The 20,278-nt window shown below is 45.8% G+C and carries 15 protein-coding genes; 1 reads left to right on the forward strand and 14 read right to left on the reverse strand.

Features of this window, described 5'->3' with window-relative positions:
* Nucleotides 1-110: 110 nt before the first annotated feature.
* From B4240_RS03250 to epmB, 7 genes are all read right to left on the reverse strand, one after another.
* Nucleotides 111-2,351: a DUF3488 and transglutaminase-like domain-containing protein gene (locus tag B4240_RS03250; RefSeq protein WP_296236806.1), complete on the reverse strand. Its 2,241-nt coding sequence runs from the start codon at nucleotides 2,349-2,351 to the stop codon at nucleotides 111-113.
* Entirely contained in the window at nucleotides 2,348-3,412 is a 1,065-nt protein-coding gene (locus tag B4240_RS03255; RefSeq protein WP_296236807.1) for a hypothetical protein, read from the reverse strand. Before B4240_RS03255 ends, B4240_RS03250 begins: the two co-directional genes overlap by 4 nt.
* Before the next feature lie 115 nt (nucleotides 3,413-3,527).
* Nucleotides 3,528-4,496 carry an AAA family ATPase gene (locus B4240_RS03260; RefSeq protein ID WP_296236808.1) on the reverse strand — a complete coding sequence of 323 codons (969 nt, stop codon included), beginning with the start codon at nucleotides 4,494-4,496 and terminating at the stop codon, nucleotides 3,528-3,530.
* Between the two features lie 66 nt (nucleotides 4,497-4,562).
* The gene (locus B4240_RS03265) at nucleotides 4,563-5,021 is read right to left on the reverse strand and encodes a c-type cytochrome (RefSeq protein ID WP_296236809.1); all 459 of its coding nucleotides are present in this window, start codon (nucleotides 5,019-5,021) and stop codon (nucleotides 4,563-4,565) included.
* 164 nt (nucleotides 5,022-5,185) lie between these two features.
* On the reverse strand, nucleotides 5,186-7,294 hold the full coding sequence (locus tag B4240_RS03270) for an EAL domain-containing protein (RefSeq protein ID WP_296236810.1): 2,109 nt from the start codon (nucleotides 7,292-7,294) through the stop codon (nucleotides 5,186-5,188).
* A gap of 188 nt (nucleotides 7,295-7,482) precedes the next feature.
* Nucleotides 7,483-9,336 (reverse strand): hypothetical protein, encoded by a 1,854-nt coding sequence (locus tag B4240_RS03275; protein ID WP_296236811.1) that lies wholly within the window; start codon nucleotides 9,334-9,336, stop codon nucleotides 7,483-7,485.
* Nucleotides 9,337-9,612: 276 nt separating this feature from the next.
* On the reverse strand, nucleotides 9,613-10,620 hold the full coding sequence (epmB, locus tag B4240_RS03280; RefSeq protein ID WP_296236812.1) for an EF-P beta-lysylation protein EpmB: 1,008 nt from the start codon (nucleotides 10,618-10,620) through the stop codon (nucleotides 9,613-9,615).
* A gap of 194 nt (nucleotides 10,621-10,814) precedes the next feature.
* On the opposite strand from epmB, the gene efp reads away from it, so the two are divergent.
* Complete coding sequence (gene efp, locus B4240_RS03285) at nucleotides 10,815-11,387, forward strand: elongation factor P (protein WP_296236813.1); 573 nt, start codon at nucleotides 10,815-10,817, stop codon at nucleotides 11,385-11,387.
* Between the two features lie 130 nt (nucleotides 11,388-11,517).
* Here efp and B4240_RS03290 read toward each other — a convergent pair whose 3' ends face one another.
* The 7 genes from B4240_RS03290 to gspN all read right to left on the reverse strand — a co-directional run bounded on the left by B4240_RS03290 (nucleotide 11,518) and on the right by gspN (nucleotide 20,057).
* Nucleotides 11,518-13,326, reverse strand: coding sequence for a GAF domain-containing hybrid sensor histidine kinase/response regulator (locus tag B4240_RS03290; RefSeq protein ID WP_296236814.1), 1,809 nt, complete (start codon nucleotides 13,324-13,326; stop codon nucleotides 11,518-11,520).
* Nucleotides 13,327-13,348: 22 nt separating this feature from the next.
* Nucleotides 13,349-14,269, reverse strand: coding sequence for a tRNA threonylcarbamoyladenosine dehydratase (locus tag B4240_RS03295; protein ID WP_296236815.1), 921 nt, complete (start codon nucleotides 14,267-14,269; stop codon nucleotides 13,349-13,351).
* Between the two features lie 59 nt (nucleotides 14,270-14,328).
* Nucleotides 14,329-15,312, reverse strand: coding sequence for a TatD family hydrolase (locus B4240_RS03300; protein WP_296236816.1), 984 nt, complete (start codon nucleotides 15,310-15,312; stop codon nucleotides 14,329-14,331).
* Between the two features lie 106 nt (nucleotides 15,313-15,418).
* Nucleotides 15,419-15,616, reverse strand: coding sequence for a hypothetical protein (locus B4240_RS03305; protein WP_296236817.1), 198 nt, complete (start codon nucleotides 15,614-15,616; stop codon nucleotides 15,419-15,421).
* Nucleotides 15,617-15,942: 326 nt separating this feature from the next.
* Nucleotides 15,943-18,204, reverse strand: a complete 2,262-nt coding sequence (gspD, locus tag B4240_RS03310; RefSeq protein ID WP_296236818.1) for a type II secretion system secretin GspD — start codon at nucleotides 18,202-18,204, stop codon at nucleotides 15,943-15,945.
* A 107-nt stretch (nucleotides 18,205-18,311) separates the two neighbouring features.
* Complete coding sequence (locus tag B4240_RS03315; RefSeq protein WP_296236819.1) at nucleotides 18,312-19,232, reverse strand: type II secretion system protein N; 921 nt, start codon at nucleotides 19,230-19,232, stop codon at nucleotides 18,312-18,314.
* Complete coding sequence (gspN, locus tag B4240_RS03320; protein WP_296236820.1) at nucleotides 19,233-20,057, reverse strand: type II secretion system protein N; 825 nt, start codon at nucleotides 20,055-20,057, stop codon at nucleotides 19,233-19,235.
* Nucleotides 20,058-20,278 lie beyond the last annotated feature (221 nt).

A 20,278-nucleotide genomic window follows, 5' to 3' on the forward strand; every position in this document is an offset into this window, starting at 1 on the left:
CTGGGATGAATTTTTTGCAGCCTCTGACGTGACAAAGTCACACAGCAAGCAAAGAAAATTTATACCAATAGCACGTCTTATTTGAGATTCACTATATTTAAAAAAATGAATTAGAACAATTCACGCGCCGCTTTTTTTAGCTGATTGAGTACTTTTTGGTACTCACTATCATTGGTTTCAAGCGTGCTTAAACGGCCATAGCGTAGCTGGCGATAGTGTTGTTGAATCTGCGCAATTTTTTCTTGGACAAGTTCTGATTGTCCGCTAGCGCTTAGCTTATTCACTTTACTATTCGGGTCGCTATTTTGAATACTGTCATCATCAATCTCGCCTGCCAAACGCGCAAGCCACGCCAATTGCCCCTCGCTATCATCACGAGCAAGTGATTTATCGGCTTTACCAAGGCGTTTTGATAATTGTGTAAGCGGTAAGTCGGCGGGATGCCAGCGTTTGCGGCGCCGTTGCCAGATAACAAAAACAAGAATCGCTATAACGCTAATGGCGCTAACCACCAGCCAAGTGATTTGCTGCATGATGGAGCGGATGTTAAACCATTTGAGTAGCGAATCGGCTTGCTTGTCCTGATCATAGCCGACGACGTCTTTTTGCCAGTAGTAGCTTGCTTGGTCTGATAGGCGACGCAGAGTTTGCAGCATTTGATACTGCTGATAGCTGATTTGCGCGCCCGCGCCATCGCCAAACATTGTAGCTCCTCGCGCCTGTGTTAACGCATCCATGCCTTGCTCGACGCGCTCAGGGGCGACAAAAGCCGTTGGATCAACGCGAACCCAGCCTTGACCCTCAAGCCAAACCTCTGTCCAAGCGTGCGCATCCATTTGCCGTACTTCCCAAACATTGCCGTTACGGCTTGGCTCACCGCCTTGATAGCCAGCAACGACGCGCGCAGGGATACCCGCCGCCCGTAGCATAAAGGTAAAACTTGAAGAATAATGCTCGCAGAACCCAGCTTTGGTTTCAAATAAAAACTCATCAATACGGTTATTGTGCAGCCGTGGCGGTGATAGCGTATAACGAAAGTTCGTTTGGTTGATCCAGCGCTCGATTGACTGTATATAGCGCACTGGGTCTGAGCCTGACTGGGCAAATAACTGCTGCGCCAGCGCTCGCGCCTGCGGGTTGCCGCTACTTGGTAGGACAAGGTTCAGACGGCGCGCCTCATCTGTTAGCGCCGTGTCGATACGCATCGGTGCAAATTGTAGGACCTCGTAGCGCAGCTGCTGGGTGACAGGTTGGTCTTTTCGCAAGGTAAAATTGGAGGTGATACTGATATCTTGCTGCTGGGTAAAAGGATAATCAAGGCCAAATAGCCAGTTTTGCTGCGTCGGCTCTAGGATAACTTGATAGCGATTTGGTGCAACTTTTACCTCATCAGGAACGCTTGCTAAGGCACTTGCCATCCAATTTGGCACTGGCGGCGCCGGTTGCCACTCGCGCTGCTGCGAGCTAGGACGCCATGTCACCCCATCAAAGTCGCTAAATACCAAACCACGCCAATATAGCTGCTGCTGTGGTGGGCGGTTTTCTGCAAATTCTACCCGAAAAGCCAGCTCGGTCGACTGGCCTAAATTTGCAAAGTCACCGGGCGCCATACTGTCGGAGACGCCCGTGGTCGCTTGCTGCCCTGATAGCTGTACTGACCATAATGGCGGTAGGCGCGGAAAGAATAAAAACAGCACGACCAATAATGGCAACGCTCCGATACCGAGCACGCCCAAAGTGCGCAGACGCCCATCACCGCGCGTATTGCCATCATCGTTGAGCGCAATAAACGCTAACAATACAACGACTGCCCCGACAACCACTTCAAAAGTGGTCACCATGCCTTGGTCCATCAAAAATAGCGACGCCAGTACAAATAGCGATAAATTTAATACCACATAAGCATCGCGGCGCTTATACAGCTCCCACAGCTTGCTGATCAGACATAGCACTAAAAACGCCACGCCCATATCAAGACCAAACGCCGTGTTATAGGTGAGCCACAAACCTACTAGCCCGACCAAGAAGCCGAGCATTTGCATGCCTTGATAGACTCGCTTTAAATGCGCGAGTTTTTTAAATCGGGCCTTTATGTGCGGCATCTGGGCGATGATACTGACCACCGCAAAACCTATGAGCCATAACGGTAGATGCGCTGCATGGGGTAAAATAACGATAACTTGCGCAATTAATACCCAGTAATAGGCTGGTAATGCAAGCAGCTTATGAGTCCATTTATCATTGCTGCTCGCGCCATCAGTTACACCAATATTTTGACCCGATGCCAACTGCTCAAAGCTTACCGGAGTTATTTTAATCTCATTTGAAGCGTTATCTTTAAATTTGCTCATGGCGCTTTTGCCAACCTTAGCAAGCACGCTTGCGCAAAAGCCTCGCCTTCACTCACTGTTGACGCTGATGGTCTATCGTTGGGCAAACGCATATTAAATGCTACGCCCAGCTCACCTAATTGTAGCGCGCCATACGCCAATTGCGCCAATTTTTGCTCATGCTGCGCCGCTGGCATATCGGCATAATCTAGGGTTTGCTCATGACCGACAGGGTCAGCAAAGTGTTTGGTAAACATGCCTTGACCGCGCGCCACGTGCCCCCACGAAACGCGAGCTAATGACTCGCCTTCAATATAATTATCAAGGCGCTCGAAGTCATCTTGCCCTTGGCGATACTGTCCGCCTGTTGGTAAATCCTCCTGACTTGCGACGGCATATTGTGCCTGCCAATCAAATGCTTCAGGTTTTGGATACACCCAAGCAGTACGGGAAAAATACACATAAGACCACGCGCGCATGATGCCTAACGGATAAACGGTTTTGATGGTTAATCTTGGTAATTTTAGCTGCCCACGAGTATGTGTCTGCACCGGCAAACGAATAATTTGCTCGTCTTGTAGCCGTGTAACCAGTATTGAGGATAGATCATCAGCGCTAGGTTTGTTTTTTTTATGGTTTTTTTTAATCGTCTTTTTGCTCTTTTGCTTAGCTGTTTGCTCAAAGCTCGCTTGCTCAAAGGCAAACAACAACTGCCGTCTTGGTTGGCGGCTGTCATTTTTTATTTGCAACGTCACCCAAACGGGTGCACCTGCTTCTGCCATGGTGACGTCGAGCAAACGTACTTGCAGACCTGAGATATGCGCAAAGGTCACATGAAAGCTAATCAGCCAGACACTGACCAGATAAAAACACAAGCCTAGCACCAAGTTATTGCCGTAATTGATACCTGCGATAAAGGTGATGATTAACAACACTGCAAATAGCATGCCTTCGCGGCTAAAAAAGATATAAACGTTACGCAAATTAAGCGTCGCACTATCCGTTTTTGGCGCGCGCGCGGCAAACCAACGGCTTAATACTGAGCTGGCTGGTGTGGTTAAGGCTTTTGGCAAAAGGCTCATGACTATCCTATCCTTACCAGTAAATTAGCCACATAGATAATTAAATAGCAGTTTTCATATAAGCGCGCTATAAAAAAACCAGCGGTTACCTGACAGACTTTTGAACAACACGTCTTTAAACAATGACAGCCACGTCTGCCAAAATACGTTGGGCTATGGTTTGCGTTGTTTGTCCGCCGCTTACATGGGCGGGAATAAAACGCTGACCGAGGCGATGATCGGTGACCGCAGCAAATACCGCTTGAATATCTTCAGGCGTCACCTCCATGTGCCCCGACACATAAGCATAAGCCTGTGCCGCGCGCTGTAGCGACAGCACGCCACGCGGTGATAAGCCATGATAATCAAAGCTTGCGCGTGTTTTTGCGACCAGTCTTTGTAGATAATCTAGCACCACATCGGCGACATAAACCTGCTTGACCCCTTGCTGCGCCAATAAAACCGCCTCGGTATCGAGGACGGAGCCAAGCTGTTTTAATAGTTCACGGCGATCTTGACCTTTTAACAGCTCACGCTCTGCGGCAGGCGATGGATAACCGAGCGACAAACATAATAAAAACCTGTCCAGCTGCGATTCAGGAAGCGGATAGACGCCCGCCTGCTGTAATGGGTTTTGGGTGGCTATGACAAAGAACGGCTGCGGCAAAGGGTAAGTTTGCCCGTCTTGCGTGACTTGCCGCTCCTCCATCGCTTCTAATAGCGCGCTTTGGGTTTTAGGGCTAGAGCGATTAATCTCATCGGCGAGTAGCAGCTGCGTAAAAATAGGACCGGGACGAAACTCAAATTGCTGCTGACTTTGATCAAAAATACTCATGCCCAAAATATCTGCTGGCAGCATATCATTGGTAAATTGCACGCGGCTAAAACTCAAACCGAGCAATTGCGCCAAGCCTTGCGCCAACGTCGTTTTACCCATACCGGGCAAATCTTGCAATAATAAATGCCCGCCTGCCAAAATACCGCTGAGCGCCAATTTAACCACCTCTGGTTTATCTAGCACGATTTGATTTAATTGCATCATTAACTGAGCAATTTTTTGCTGATTATGGCGATAGTCATCAGTAGCTTGAGTGGCTTGGTTCATTATCGATTCTTGGCTCATTTTTAAAAAATAGGTTAAAGAAGTAATAGCTCTAGATAGCTGTTACTGTTACTTTGCCTCATCACCGGCTGCTGGTACTGGCGCCCGCAGCGTTGATAAATAAGCAATCACATCCGCACGCTCTTTTGCATCAGGCATCGGGTCTGAGAGCATTTTTGTATCTGGCATTGCCTTCTCGGCGTCGGCAATATAAGGATCGAGCGTTTTAGCATCCCATACCCAACCTGATGCTGCAAGCCCTTCACTATAATTATAATCTTCTAGCTCGGCGGCTTTTGCGCCGTAAATATTCATTAGCTGCGGCCCTTTTTTATTAAGCCCTGGGTTGAGCTGATGACACTGACCACAAGCATCTTGATATATCAGCGCACCGTTATCAGCGTCACCCTCAGTATAAAGCGGCAGCGTCACAGGGGCACGATAATCAGGGGGCGTTTTCTCACAAGCGGTGAGCAATAAGATAGCGGCAAATACAGCGCCTAATTGGTATTTTTTGACAATAGACATGATGGGATAATCTTTAATTGAGGAGCATTCGCTATGTATGCGTCTACCTCAATCATAATACAAGGTAAAATTGAGGAACATACATAGCGCTGCGTAGAAGTATATATCGTTGCTAACAGTTAAATATGGGTCATGTGGTAAAAATAAAAGTTATTTGGCCAGACTTATGTCTCGCTTGACACTTTTATGGTATTACTAGGTGCTTCTAAATAATAGCCCTGCAGATAGCGCGCTCCCACACTCCAAGCAACCGACATGGTCGCGGCATCTTCAATAAAGGGCATTAAGACATCAACATTAATCTCATTGGTACGCACGATGAGCGATTTAACCGTTTCTAAATTCTCAGGAGTATCAATCCCGTCTACATAACTGCGGGCTAAGCGTACCATGTCAGGCTGCACAAAACTGGCAAGCTCAACCGATTTGGCCGATGAGCCAAAATTATTGATACCCAGCTGACAGTTGACTTGGTTAAGGGCGGCAAATTGAGATTTTGCGACGGTTAAATGGTCGGCGATGTCTTTTTCACTAAATTGTAAGGTTAACGCTCCCGCTTGACCGCCAACGGCATTGATTAATTGACTGGCAACACTCGGCAGTTTTTTGTCTACCAAAGAAGCATTGGTCAGCTGTACCAATAACCTTGCATCTGGATGTGATTTACGCACGTCATTAATTCTCTTACAAGCATTAATGAGTATCCAGCGGTCTATTTTTTCAAGCAGTTTATGGGCTTTGGCTACCGCCATAAATTGATCAGGGGTCAATACAGTGTTATTCGCATCTGCCAATGGTAGGCGCAGGTATACTTCAAAGAAATCACTGCGATCATGATTGATGTCATATATCGGCTGGAATAACAATTCAAAGCGATTGTTAGTAATGGCATCGACTAAAGATTCGGCAAGGGCATGGTCATCGCTATTGGCATGTTGGCTGGCGTCATACAAATGGTATTTATCGCCATGATTGGAAGTCTCAATCATAATTTGATTGATAGCGTCCAGCGCGCGCTCAAGCAATACTCTTGGCTCAGGCGTACTTTTTTCTATCTTTACGATAGCAATACTTGCCGTGGTATGGGTGGTACGCTTATCCACTTCGATAAGCATCTCATTGATGGTCGAACCGATTTTCTCAGCCAACTTTTTAAGCGCGGCAGTATTTTGATTTTCTACTAAGATAGTAAAAGCCGTATCACTAAAACGGCTTACGTGACTTTCTGCTCCCAATTCATTTGTCATCAGCGCATCTAAGGCATGAGCAACTTGCTGCACTGTAGTATCTAAGCCTTGAAGGCCCAAACTACTTCTAATTTTACCCACATTATCAAGCTGGATATAGAATAGTCCTGCCGTCAAGACGCCTTGTTTTGCTTGTTCATACACTTTAGTCAACTGCAACTCAAAACCGAGGCGATTATCAATACCGGTTAAGCTGTCTTTGCGCTCAGCGGCTGCCAAGCGCTTGGCAACTTCAGCGCTATTATTGTTACTTTGCTGAATAATGATTTGAGTAACTGGCTCGCTGTCCAAAGTTGCCGAAGCCAATTGTAAAGTTGCCGCAAACGTACTACCATCGGTACGTTTACTTTCAAAATTAAACTCAACGTCTTTACGGTTGCCTTTATCAAATTGCCGTAGAAACTGCTTAAAGGCTTTTATATTATCGCCGCCATCAATCAAATCAATCACAGGTATGCCAATGATGTCATTCATTGACTCAAAACCAAACAACTGCAGGTATGGATCATTGGCAAAGATATGTATACCTTGGTCAATATAAGCGACCGCACTTTTAGAGTTCTTAATCAGCACATTTGCGCGTTGCTCGGCTTCCGATATGACATGCTGTAAGGATTTAAGCTGCTGACGACAGCGTAAATTATCATGCTGCAAACAAATTGCCATGACAACTGCCAGCTCTTGCTCTGCGCCAAGCGCCTTAACCATCGTACTACTCATCACGGCAGGTAAGTTTTTATCATTATGAGCGTTGGCAGCGGTTTCCTTACTGATTAGACAAATCATTGGCAAGTCAATACCTTGCTCTTGAATGATGCCAACCACATCAGTAAAGTTCATGTCATAAGCTCGCCCAAACACCAACACATCCCACGGTTGACGTAGCGTCTTTAACAGCTCTTCTTTGTCATCTAAAAAACCCAAGTTCACACTATCATAATACGAACCTAGCAAGTCTACGAGTCGCTCAGCGTAGAGCTGGTCGTCATCGATGACTAATAGGTTTAAGATGGACTGAATACGCATAGGAAGCCTTTTAAATCATAGTAGCGGTTTTGTTATTATAAACAATAATTTAATCGACTGCTGCTTAAGTTACAAGCTCAATGTGCGCGTTAAGGCTAACTAAATAAAGTCAGTGAAAAATGATATCGATATATCGCGTACTGCTGGTATAGGAATTTTGAGATATAAGCGTTTTGAGACATAGACGTTTAGAGCTGCGCCACTTCATATTGGTTAAACTCATCGGTCATCATCATATGCCGTACCAAACGCAGTGTTTTTTGCTTGGTACTGATGCGCATCACCACTTTATCACCTACTTGAAAATGAGAAGTCGGCACGATCAAGCTACAGGTAGTCTGTAACTGCTCATCACTACCGACGACGAACGCAGGCACAAAATGTCGGCTGCGACTGTCTCTATTGTGCAGACGAATACCGCAAGCGATGAGTTGGTGACCGAGCACTTGCCAATCAAGTTTAGGCTCTTTACTGTCCATCTCGCGCCAACGCACCACCCCTATTGACCAATCAGGTGAGGCGGAGTCGTCAAGGCGGCACAATAAGAAAAGACTCATGATGCGCAATGACGGCGGCGCAATAGAAGTAAGCACGTCGTTTTCAGCGATTTTTACTATGTATTTTGCTCCTTTAACGTCATAATCCTTTTCTAAGACATTCTCTGTCTCAAAACTGTTTATTGATACCGCTGTGTAAGGAAAAGAATTAACCTTTTTGCTCGCTACTAGCTCCTCTGGTTCGGGCAGTAGTCGCATGGTGCGAAAGTGAGACAAATCATTGCCATTATTGATAAGATCACCGCTACATCTGCCATCAAACGTCTCTACCGCCAAAGCTTTATTGACAGAGTGATTTTTTTGCAAGGTGTCATAGCGAGGTTGCTGATAATCTGGTAGCTCTTTGGCGACAATTAGGCTCGATAAGCTTTGCTCATTACTCACGCGGTAATGAATATCATTAAATCTAGTAATGACGTGCGCATCACATTTAGCGCTTTGTTTAATCGGTAGCGTTAATGGGGGCTGGATATAGCGATAGCTTAATGTCTTAGCAACCGTATTAATCAAACAACACTCAGCCCCTTCGCGACCTTCCTTGATAAGTTTCTCCCTACGCGATTTTAGATAAGTGACCAGCGGTGCCAGCTCTATAAACACACAATCATGATGCGCATCATAGGGATTAATCTCTGAATGGGCGGTTAAATACGTCGGCGCACTGTCACTATGTAAATTGACGAATATCCTTGTCGCCGTTTGCGGCTCTCTGGTTGCAACGAGATGTTCGCTCCACTCTAGTAGCAAACGCTGTGCCATTAAAATATTGGCCCTGCGCATAGCGCGGACGTTTAACAAGCTATGCAGGCATAGCTGAGCATATAATTGATGGATACTATCCGCACAGTGGGTGGTGATATAAGCACTGACATCGATATCAACTGTCCGCTGCTGACAAGCCCTATAGTAAAGCTGATTAATATTAGACCATAAGTATGGGACAGGCTTTTGATAACAAAGCGCCTCTTCGAACAAGAGTCTTTGATACATCAGTAGTGTTTGGTAGGATGCAATCGCTAAAGTGGTTGGCGCGGATTTGTTATTGGTAAAATAGCGCTGCCATAAGCCATTTGATGATTGCGGCGCTTTATCTGTTAAAAAAGCAATTTCTCGGCGTATGACATCGTCATAACCCATAATCATTAAATAGTACAGCGCCTTCACCTGCGCCGCATAGCCCAGCTGATAGTCGTTAAAAGCGCCTGTTTCATATATATAATGCTGGCGCAGCAGCGCAATCAGTTGATTGGCCGCATCCATCACAATATTAAATAGCATCAGGCGTTGTCGATCCTTTATCTTCGCCCCGCGCAACTCTGTGAGCACTTGTTCTAGCTGCTCTGTTTGCTGCGTCTCTGTTTGCATAGGCAGCAGCGCCGCCCATTTACGCAAACGCAGCGCATCGCTGTTCAAGGACTTAGGTAAAGTCTGCGATGAGGGCACATCAGCTTTTAAATACTGTTGCAACGTCGATAAATTTACCATTACTATCCTTAGTAATTGCGCACGGTATCAATAGAGGTCTAGAACTATTCTCAGATCTCAGAATTTATGTTTACAAGCAATACGGCTTAGACATCATCCTTACAAATGACAACCAACTGACCTACTGCTGACTACCAATCCATCTGCCTGTGAATATCTATTTACTTATGTTTATTTCTTAACTCACTCTAATAATTTTCTATCGATAATAAATAATTACCAACTATTTTAGTCGTTATTTGTTTACTAAAATAGTGATGTACTATATTGCCCATTTTAAGTCTCATTGTAAATATTAATCGGTACTTTAAAGGGTTTATTTGGCAACTCTCGCACCAATTTTGGCACTAAGTAACCAGGCAATGCTGCCAGTAATGACCAATAAATCTCAATAGCCGCACGCTCGTCACTGTCAAAGTGGGCCGCGCCTGCCACTTTATCCAACACATACAGATAATAAGGCAGCACGCCAGCCGCAAATAAACGCTGACTTAACGCGGTTTGCACAGCCACACTATCGTTGATATCCTTTAATAGTACCGCTTGATTTAATAAAGTAATGCCAGCGGCGCGAGCACGCTGCAAATACTCGGCGGTCAGCGCGTCAATCTCGTTGGCATGGTTACAATGAATCACCATCACAATTTGGCAGCGACTTTTTGACAGTCTATCTAATAGTGCCTCATCTAGACGCGCTGGAATCACCACGGGTAGCCGGGTATGTAGCCGGATGGTGGTTAATTGCGGAATGGCCTCTAACGTATCGAGCCAAGCAAATAAGCGTCTGTTAGTGACATTTAACGGATCGCCGCCGCTTAAAATCACCTCGTTAACCTCAGGGTTGGCACTGATATAATTGATAATGTGTTCTTTGGCATCGGCGGTTGGCATATTGGCGCTGTAGTCAAAATGCTGGCGAAAGCAGTAACGACAATGGATGGCGCAAGCACCCGTAATGGTTAGCAGCACTCGTGATTGGTATTTATGCAGCAAACCTTTAACCGGATTGTGCGTACTCTCGCTTAAGGGGTCTGCTACGTAACCGGTCACAGCAATTTGTTCTTTTTGATTGGGCAATACTTGCCTGAGCAATGGATCCTGACTGTCGCCGACCGTCATTTTTGCCACAAAACCTCGCGGCACTCGCAGCGTAAAGTGCTCAGGCACATAGACCTCTGAGCGCAGTGCTTCAAGCTTTAACAGCTCAAGCAGCTCATCAATAGAGGTTATCGCTTCGGATAATTGCGTTTGCCAGTTTTTTTGTGTGATTAAATGGTTTATCATGACAACCTTATACTTGTGCCCAAAAGCCGCTATTATACGCGCTTAGTGCATCCACTATCAAAGTGTACGCGCGATTCACTTATTACTGAGCATTAATTACTGAGCATTGTAAGCGGTTTTAGCGCAGCAAAAGCAAGGCCCACACCCCACATCCAATTATTGATGACAATACTTACAACCCTTAGGAGTTTTCCGTGGCAAGTTTTTCTACTAACGAATTTAAAGCTGGTCTCAAAGTCATGCTCGATGGCAACCCTTATGCCATTCTTGAAAATGAGTTTGTCAAACCTGGTAAGGGGCAAGCCTTTAACCGTGTCAAAATGCGTAACTTACGCAGCGGTCGTGTGCTCGAGCAGACGTTTAAGTCAGGCGATAGCTTAGAGGCGGCGGATGTCATCGATACTGAAATGAACTATCTTTATAACGATGGTGAATTTTGGCACTTTATGCACCCTGAGAGCTTTGAGCAGCTACAAGCCGATAAAACAGCGGTTGGTGAAGCGTTAAAATGGCTAAAAGAAAACAGCAACGCTCTTTGCACCATCACCTTATTTAATGGTGTGCCGTTATCCGTCACCCCGCCCAACTTTGTTGAATTACAAATCACCGAAACCGATCCTGGTGTCCGCGGTGATACGTCAGGCGGCGGCGGCAAACCTGCGACGCTAGAGACGGGCGCTGTGGTACGGGTGCCATTATTTGTGCAGCAAGGCGAAATTGTCCGTGTTGATACGCGTACGGGTGATTACCAAACGCGCGTTAACTAAGCGGGCGTTCACTAAGCGTACATTAATTAGGCATGCGTTAACTAAGCATTTTGTCTCGCTTATAAACAAAAAAGCTTAACCGCGAATAAGTGGTTAAGCTTTTTTTATAGAGCGTATTTTAAATAAAAGATTACTCTTCTAACGATTGCTTGTGCATCAGCCAGTATTGAACCAAAGCATTAAGCTGTTCTTGCTTAAAAGGCTTGGTGCAATAATCTTGCATGCCGACATCGAGGTATTTTTTACGCTCGCCATCCATCGCATTGGCGGTCAGGGCAATGATAGGCGGCAGTACTTGTGGATCATAAAGCTCATGCAGCTTAATGGTCGCCTGTACGCCATCCATAATCGGCATATGATGATCCATCAAGATGATATCATACAGCTCGGGATGCAAAGCAAAAGCTTCAATCGCTTGTTGCCCATCAGTGACGTGGGTGACGGTATGGCCGCTATTGTTAAGCGCTTTTTTAGCAATCATCGCATTAACGCTATCATCTTCAACAAGTAAGATATGCCCCGTAAGCTCATGACTCGGTTCGGTCATGCCAAAGTCGCTTGAGTCCTGCCAGTTCTCGTAGCCTGCCTCATCGATAGGAGGTAACGGCAGCATGACAGTAAAGGTCGTACCGACTCCAACGACACTGTCCACTTCGATATAGCCGCCCATAAGATCCACCAAAGATTTACAAACCGACAAACCAAGTCCGGTGCCGCCATAAAGACGATGAGTATACGTATTGGCTTGATCATAAGCATCAAAGATTGCTTCTAATGATTCAGGCTTAATACCGACTCCCGTATCTGTGACTTCAATACAAAGCGTCATGTCTTGATGATTAATCAAACCCCTATCGTCAGTATTATAATGAGAAGCCTGCTCTACATGAAGCGCATTACGACACGTAGCGTTATGCTCATCATATTTATTACCACAAGGGTTGTTTTGCATGTGCTTGACATCAATCGTCACTCGGCCGCCTTCACGGGTAAATTTGATGGCGTTATTGACCAAATTTACCATGATTTGCTTGAGGCGTACCGGATCGCCCTTGATATAAGGCGATACTGACTCCGTATAACGGTAGTCTAGAATCAAACCACGCTGACGGGCTTTGACAGCAAATAAGCTCACCACTTCATTACAAAGGCTCGAGAGGTTTATCGGAATAGAGTCGATGAACATTTTGCCCGATTCCACTTTTGACAAATCTAAAATGCCATTAATAATTGCCAGCAGATGCTCATTTAAAACTTTTATATTATCGACGTATTCTTGTTGTTCAGCGCTCAGTTTGGTTTCGCTTAGCATCTCAACCATACCAATAATACCATTCATCGGTGTGCGTATTTCGTGGCTCATATTGGCCAAGAACTCCGATTTCATCTCATTGGCATGCTTCGCATGGCGCTGCTGGTCTTGTAGTTGCAAAGCATCTGCTGCCATCATGGCAAATTGTGCCAAAACTTTTTGTTGCTGCTCATCAAAATCATGATGCGGCTTCGTATCCATCAAACATAAAGAACCCAAGCGATAATTTTTGTTATCATCATGGATGATAATTGGCGCACCGGCATAAAAGCGTAAAAATGGTGAATCAGTAACCAATGGATTTTGACTAAAGCGCTCGTCCTTTGACAGGTCTGCAACCACAAAAACATCATTAGATAATACGGTGTAGTTACAAATAGCAACTTCGCGTGTGGTACGACATATATCGCCCAACCCACGGGCAGACTTTAAATACTGTGTTTCTTCATCCATAAAGGTAATGGTGACTATCGGCATGTCAAAAAACAGCTGTGGCAAATCGACAAGGCGCTTAAATGCAGGCTCCTCATTGTCATTAAGCACTTGATACTTTTTAAGCTTAGCGATGCGTTCTGCTTCATCTACCGCTACTGGGTAACTGATTTTAGCTGGATTAGTTGTAGACAAGATAGTCTCCATAAAAATAATATCAGACGTTCTGTTTAACGTGCGCCTGCTTGAGCAACAATTGTAATGCCTCACTTACCATCAGCATACCTACTACCGACGTGACAACTACCGCCGAGCCATAACCGCCGCAGTGCAATCCCCCTGTCTGACAACTTTTATCGACGCGCGGCGGTTCTATGGAGTAAACACACTTGATACCAAACTTTTCTTTGAGCGCACTATTGATGCCCTTTTCATGGCGCAGTTTGTTACGTAGCTTAGCCAATAGCGGATCTTGATAACTGTCACGTAAATCACTGACGCGAATCTGGCTTGGATCTATTTTACCACCCGCCCCGCCTGCGCAAACCAATTTTAATTTGTTAAAACGACAATGCAGCGCAATGGCAAGTTTGGCGTTCATGTCATCGACACAATCTAAAACGACAATGGGATTTTTTTGCGCAGCCGCTTTGGCTTGCTCACGATTGGGCAATAGCGCCGCGACGTTTTCAGCAGTCAAAAAATCATCCACTAAATGCAGTGTAACTTTTGGATTAATCTCACGGATACGTGCTGCCATCGCGGCAATTTTACTTTGCCCAAACGTACTGTCTAACGCCGGCAGCTGACGATTGACGTTTGAGGCCACCAAAACATCCAAATCAATCAAGGTAATCGTGCCAACGGCGGTGCGAGCGAGCGCTTCTGCTGCCCATGAGCCCACCCCGCCAACGCCAATCACATAAACATGCGCTGCAGCAAAGGTATCTACTGCCGCTGCACCATAAAGGGTTTGCGTCCCTCTAAAACGGCGCTCATACTGCTCATCTGAATCTTCAACTATATCTGTTATGTCCAAGTTGTCAGGGGCAAGTTGTTCATTGGTAGCAATGACATTTTGGTTCTTTAAAGTATCTGGCTGTGCCGTAAGTGGTTGCAATTGTGCTTCTTCAGTCATAACAGGTGAGAGCTCTTGTAAAGTTTTTAATTAATAGTCAGTGTGTTTTATAACAATTATCACGAATAATGCCAGTTAGTCTGTAAAGCACTGCAACTGTTGTGCCACAATTGCTCGGCAAGCGTAGCCGCTGATACGTCCAGTAACTCACTTAAGCTGCCTAATACATAAGGCAGATTGGCAGGGACATTTCTATTGTGAGCTGGCGCATCATCCCTTTTATCATCTGAATTTTGCCCGTGCGCTGATTGACTCTTATCTGAATCCTGACACATAATCGGCGTCATATCTGGGCAGTCCGTCTCGATGACCAAACATTCAGTGCCGTAAGTGTCGACCGCCGCTTGAATTGCACGGCGCAGCTTCTTTGCATTTGGATTGGTCACTTGGCCAGTCACGCCAAGTTTAAAGCCCAGTTTTACAAACGCTTTTGCTTCTTGTTCGCCGCCACTAAAGCTATGAGCAATGCCACCAAGCTTATGGGCATCATAATCATGCGCTTTTAATAGTGCCAACGCTTCAGCATGCGCTTTACGAATATGCAGCATCACAGGTAGTTGATGCGTGACCGCCATATCTAGCTGCGCGTTAAAAAAACGCTGCTGTTTTTCTAACATCTCAGGCTGCTTCATTTCATCAGTATACGTATCTAAACCGATTTCACCGATGGCTAAAGGACGCTTTTCATTTAACCTCTGCGCCATATTCTCTAAATGCGCCTCTGTATGCTGGTCGATATAAAGGGGATGCAGACCTAGGGCAATATGCGCCGTAAGATGCGATTCTTCTTGCTGAGCAGTTTGTCCTGCAATAGAGCGCGACTGTTTATTAATCCGTTGCTCAGTCTCATACAGGCGCTCAAAATGTTGGTGCAAATATCCTACTAGCACCAGATGGCGTACGCCTTGTTGATAAGCCTTTTGTAGCTGCTCGTCTCTATCAACATCAAATACCGGTTCATCAAAGTGGGTATGCGTATCGATTAAAGGGAAAATGGTGGGTAGGTTCTCATTAGCGTTAAATGAGGCGTCAATCGTCGTCATCAATAGACTCCAAATTTAATGATTTTAATAATATTTTTTAAATAAAAACGTAGCTTTAATCGGTAGTTATCGCCTTTAATAGAATGGCTTTTAATGTTAACAGCTTCTATTTTAGCGCTGAATTATCCTTAATATCTGTCTGATTAGTTACTTTGTCAGTCACTTTATCATTACGATTACTTTTAGCATCATCTGATAATTTTCTATCGGCTTTTTTACTACTACGCCGCGGAATTAGTAACAGAGCCATGCCAACCACACTCAGGGTCAACCATTTTTTTCTATTTTTGTTAGGATTGACCATTATTGTCGCCTATCTGTTTTAACTACTCTTTATTTAATAGTCTTAAAACCTTTTCTACTCAAAATCTTTGCTACTCAAAACTTTCATCACTTAAAATTAGTGTCACTTAAAGTATGATTATAAATAATTGTTTATAAAAGTCATACGCAGTTAAATATCTTTTAATTATACGCCGCTCAAGGACACGCTGTGTTTAACTGTGTTATGAATACGCAAGCTAATGTACGGCAACGCCATCATGCCGTATATTTACTCGCTATATCGTTTTATTTTAACCTAGAGGTTGTCGCTTGCGATATTGACTCGTAAGCGACCTATATTAGAGTTTAACGTTTTAGAGGATAAGTCTTAATTTCGCTGCTTGGGCTATCGACTTTGGTAAAGCCTTGAGAAGTTGTTTTTGGCGTTTGGTCACGCTTAGGTACCAATGGGTTAAGCGGCATCAGCTCATAGTCAGCACTGACGTTGCCATTCCAACCTTCTGTCCCGCTAAGTGGCAGCTGTTTAATCGTGCCGTTTTTATCGATGACCAGCTGTAGGACGCGCATCTGATTGTATTTGCGCTCAGTCACACTAGCGACAGCCCCGCCATCACGTAAGATGGTCGGCTGTAAAAAGATGATTAAGTTGCTCTTTTGTGTGCTGTCATTATCAGAGCGGAACAGTCGCCCAATGACGGGCACACTACCCAAGCCGGGAACTTTTTGTTGGCGGGTGGTGGTGTTATCGCGCATCAAACCGCCCAAGGCAATCGTCTGCTGATCGTCGGCTAGGATGGTGGTATTAATCAGGCTTTTATTGGTAATAAGACCGCTGGCATTGGCCGCGCTGCCGGGTACGACTGATGAGACCTCTTGCGAAACCTCTAAACGCACGGTGCCATTGTCACCGATATGAGGTATAACGTTTAAATTGATACCAATATCTTGGCGGTCAATGGTTTGGAATGGATTGGTTGAAGAGTCACTGCCGGTGGTATAAGAACCGGTGACAAAAGGCACGTTTTGACCGACTAAAATACTGGCTTTTTCATTATCTAAGGTCAAGATTGATGGCATAGATAACAAATTGGCACTGGTCGATGAATCAAGCGCTTGTAAGATAGCGCCGTAAAACTGCGTATTGCCTTGGCTGTCTTTTTTACTGTCGCCGATGCCAATTAAAGCCCCAGCAATAGAGCCTGCCGCTGAACTAATATTTGCCCCGCCCGACAACGCTGCGGCGGCGAGCGAGACGGCACTTGCACCAACATTATTAAAGTTCACCACCCCATACCCACTATTGGCATTGCCTAGCGCCCACTGCACGCCAAGTTGGGTAGCATCATCGCCTGACACCTCGACAATCGCCGCTTGAATCAAGACCTGCGCGCGGCGGCTATCAAGCTGATTGACGGCATCTTCAATCTCGAACATCAGCTCGGGCGCGGCATTGACGATGACCGCGTTTTGGGTTTCATCAGCGATGATGCTAAAAGGTCGACCGCCGATACCGTTACCTGCGCCGCCTAAATTTGACGTGGATAAAGCCGCGCCACTATTGCCAGTCGTATTTTTCGTAGCACTATTGGCAAGCGCATTAGCGCTACTATTAATGGGCGACCCCGTACTACTGGCATCGTTTAGGGAAGCTGACTCTAAGGTTGAGGCGGCACCAGAGCTATTGATAGATTGACTGGCAAGCAAGCCGCGTAGCATCTCTGCAATGTGTCCAGCACTGGCATATTTTAAACGAAAGACGCGCAGACCACTCAAACGCCTTGATGGCGTGGTGTCTAGCTGACTCACCATTTCTTGGACTTTGGCAATCATCTCAGGACTGCCTTTGACGAGTAGCCTATCGCTAGAGGTATCGGCGATGACTTTCAGCTGATTACTACCGCCTTGCGCTTGCCCGCTACTCGCGCTTGCTACCAAGGCGCTAATCAGCTCCATCATGCGCTCGGCATCGACATGACGCAGCGGTATGACTTGCAAACTGTCATTGACGTTGCTGTCTAAATCGCGGATAAGCGCTGTCAATTGGTTTAGGCTATCAGCGCGATCAGACAACACTAGAGCATTGACGCCCGGTACTGCTGCTGCGTGCGCCGACTGCGGCATCAAGGGTCGAATGACGCCGAGCACTTCTGCGGCTTGGGTATTGGTCAAATAAATCACCCGCGTTGCTAGCGCTTCACCAACGCTATCACCGCGTAAGTCCACCGCCACGCCCGATTGTTTGGCGACGTTATCAGGCACCAGCTTAATCGTCGTACCGGAGTCGATAGCGGCAATGCCATTTACCTGCATGACACTTAAAAACAGCTGAAAAATCTCGTCACGCGACAGCGCTTTATTAGAAATGACCGTCACATTACCGTTGATGCGCGGATCAAGGACAAAGTTTTGATTGGTAATGGTCGCCACTTCATTAATAAATGCTTTGATATCAGCGTCTTGCAGATTAACCTTCCAGCTTTCTGCATGAACAAGGCCCGTACTTGCCGCCCACAGTGGCACAGCTAGGCAAAGCGGACGACACAAACGCATCAAACGCTGCAAGATATGGTACAAAGGCGTGACCGAAAAATTTTGAGAACTGACCATATTGATGATTACCCACAGTGATGTCGCATGTTACTTGATGTCGTGTTTGCTGAGTTTTGCGTGCTGAATTAATATTATCTAAATTAAGAACTGATGAATATTTTTAATTAAAACTGCTGACGAATGGTAATGACTTGATCGCCGCGCTGTACTTCTATTTGTGCTTCACCAGATTGTTTTACTTGTTGCAGCACGCTGGCATCTTGCCCAGGATTACTACCGACACTTTGACCATTAACAGTCAGTACCTTGTCGCCTGGCTCTAGCCCTAGCCGATTACGCAGTTTAGCAGGCATCGCTGCTGTGACCTGATAGCTTTCGCCTGACGCCATCACGCCCATGCGACTTAAATAACTGGCAGGATTTTCTTGCAATTCGGTGACGGCTTCGTCGATTGGCGACTGCGGCGCGCTATCACTACTTGCTTCCCCAGTTGCTTGCATCTCAGGATTGCCTTGCTCGGGCAGCGGTGCATTAGATAAATTAGGCAACATATTATTGTCTGGCAAACGCTGATTACTTACCGCACCCGCCAGCATAGTGCTTTGATCAAGTGGCATGGCTTCCGGCATTTTGATGACGATTTCTTTATCATTAGCATCAGCAATAATGACTTCATTCCAATCGACAGCAACCAGCGTATAATCGCTGTCCTTTAAAGTGTCACCGATACGGTAATTTTTCACCTCACCATTGACGTCTAGCATCGCTGAAGACAGGCTCTCTGGTATGGCAATAAGTACGCCTTTTAGCCCAACATTGGGCGGCGGCTGAACTGGGGCTGCAATAGGATCAGGGTCAGCAAAAATGGCAAATAAACCACTATGATCTGTACTACTGTTCGCCGTACTTTGTAGGTGAGCCAGCGGTAAGGCAGGTGCTAGTGGTGGTGCCAGCAATAACCACAGCAAGCGCGCGGCGCTCCAGCACAACCAAACAATGGCTAATAACAACAACCACGCGGCAAAGCGATTTAGGGTATTAATAATAGGTTTTAAACGGCTAGAAATATCGGTAACACTCATCATCTAGCGCGTCCCCAAACCAGCAAGCAGTGGCTGTCGCACACTCACCACAGGCTTATCTTGTGGGGCTTGGCCTTTATATTCTGGCATATTTTCTAATAGACGCTGGGTTAAACTCACATCTAGCATATTGTCGCCATCGATATACAAATCGCCCAAACGCTTCTCTTGATTGTTGACGAGATTGACATGCAGCAAATTTTTATTATTCTTTTGCTCGGCACTAAGCTCGGCTCGCAGCGCGGGCATGGTAATATAAAAAATCTTACTGCCGCTAGGATAACCGACTTCACCGCCTACCCATGTAAGCTGACCGCTCGCCTCACTAAACCCCGCTGCGTTTTTACCTGAACTGCTTGCTTCAGCATTGTTAGCAGACTGACGTTTTAATGAAACGTTATTGACCTGAATCGGGGTATTAGGCAGCTGCCAATCGATCACACTGGCTAAAGTTTCAGGGGCAATTTTACCGCTCATGTTTTGAACCTGCCAAGAGCTGGTACCTACCTGCACCTGCCCATTTAGGCGCGTCTGCTCTGAGCTGATATCGACCTCTGCCCCTAGCTTACCCAATAATAAATGCCACGGCTGCCACGTCCATTCAGCGGCACCGGTAAGCGGCGCTGCTGATACCGGCAGTTGCCAAATCGCAGAGCCCTGCCATAAGTTGCCCGACACATGTTGTACATACGGCGTATCTGGTGCATATTTTTCAACTAACCATGCTGCTGGCATTTGCAAGACGGCAAATAGCGCGAATAATACAAAGCCAACTAGCCACCAGAGCTTGCGGGGACGCTTATAAGACGACGCGGATACTTGAGGCACGGTTAGCTAACTCTTCTATCAGACAAAAACGTCATTATCATAGCAAACAATGGCATACAGATGACAGAAAAAAAGCCAGTATCTTTGCAGCAAAATACTGGCGATAAGAGACTGACTTTTATTTACCGATTTATTTATTAAATAGCCATTATTAATGTCGCATTAAAGTAATGACGCGTTCAAGCAAAATAAAATCAGATATTATAGTCAATCCCACCTAA

It is taken from the genome of Psychrobacter sp. UBA5136 (assembly GCF_002414005.1).
Classification (GTDB): domain Bacteria; phylum Pseudomonadota; class Gammaproteobacteria; order Pseudomonadales; family Moraxellaceae; genus Psychrobacter.

Coding starts and splice junctions, on each gene's coding strand:
- B4240_RS03295 (WP_296236815.1), bottom strand. CDS start 14,269: ATGACTGAAGAAGCACAATTGCAACCACTTACGGCACAGCCAGATACT.
- B4240_RS03275 (WP_296236811.1), bottom strand. CDS start 9,336: ATGGTAAATTTATCGACGTTGCAACAGTATTTAAAAGCTGATGTGCCC.
- B4240_RS03300 (WP_296236816.1), bottom strand. CDS start 15,312: ATGACGACGATTGACGCCTCATTTAACGCTAATGAGAACCTACCCACC.
- B4240_RS03305 (WP_296236817.1), bottom strand. CDS start 15,616: ATGGTCAATCCTAACAAAAATAGAAAAAAATGGTTGACCCTGAGTGTG.
- gspD (WP_296236818.1), bottom strand. CDS start 18,204: ATGGTCAGTTCTCAAAATTTTTCGGTCACGCCTTTGTACCATATCTTG.
- B4240_RS03255 (WP_296236807.1), bottom strand. CDS start 3,412: ATGAGCCTTTTGCCAAAAGCCTTAACCACACCAGCCAGCTCAGTATTA.
- B4240_RS03270 (WP_296236810.1), bottom strand. CDS start 7,294: ATGCGTATTCAGTCCATCTTAAACCTATTAGTCATCGATGACGACCAG.
- B4240_RS03260 (WP_296236808.1), bottom strand. CDS start 4,496: ATGAACCAAGCCACTCAAGCTACTGATGACTATCGCCATAATCAGCAA.
- epmB (WP_296236812.1), bottom strand. CDS start 10,620: ATGATAAACCATTTAATCACACAAAAAAACTGGCAAACGCAATTATCC.
- B4240_RS03250 (WP_296236806.1), bottom strand. CDS start 2,351: ATGAGCAAATTTAAAGATAACGCTTCAAATGAGATTAAAATAACTCCG.
- B4240_RS03265 (WP_296236809.1), bottom strand. CDS start 5,021: ATGTCTATTGTCAAAAAATACCAATTAGGCGCTGTATTTGCCGCTATC.
- B4240_RS03315 (WP_296236819.1), bottom strand. CDS start 19,232: ATGATGAGTGTTACCGATATTTCTAGCCGTTTAAAACCTATTATTAAT.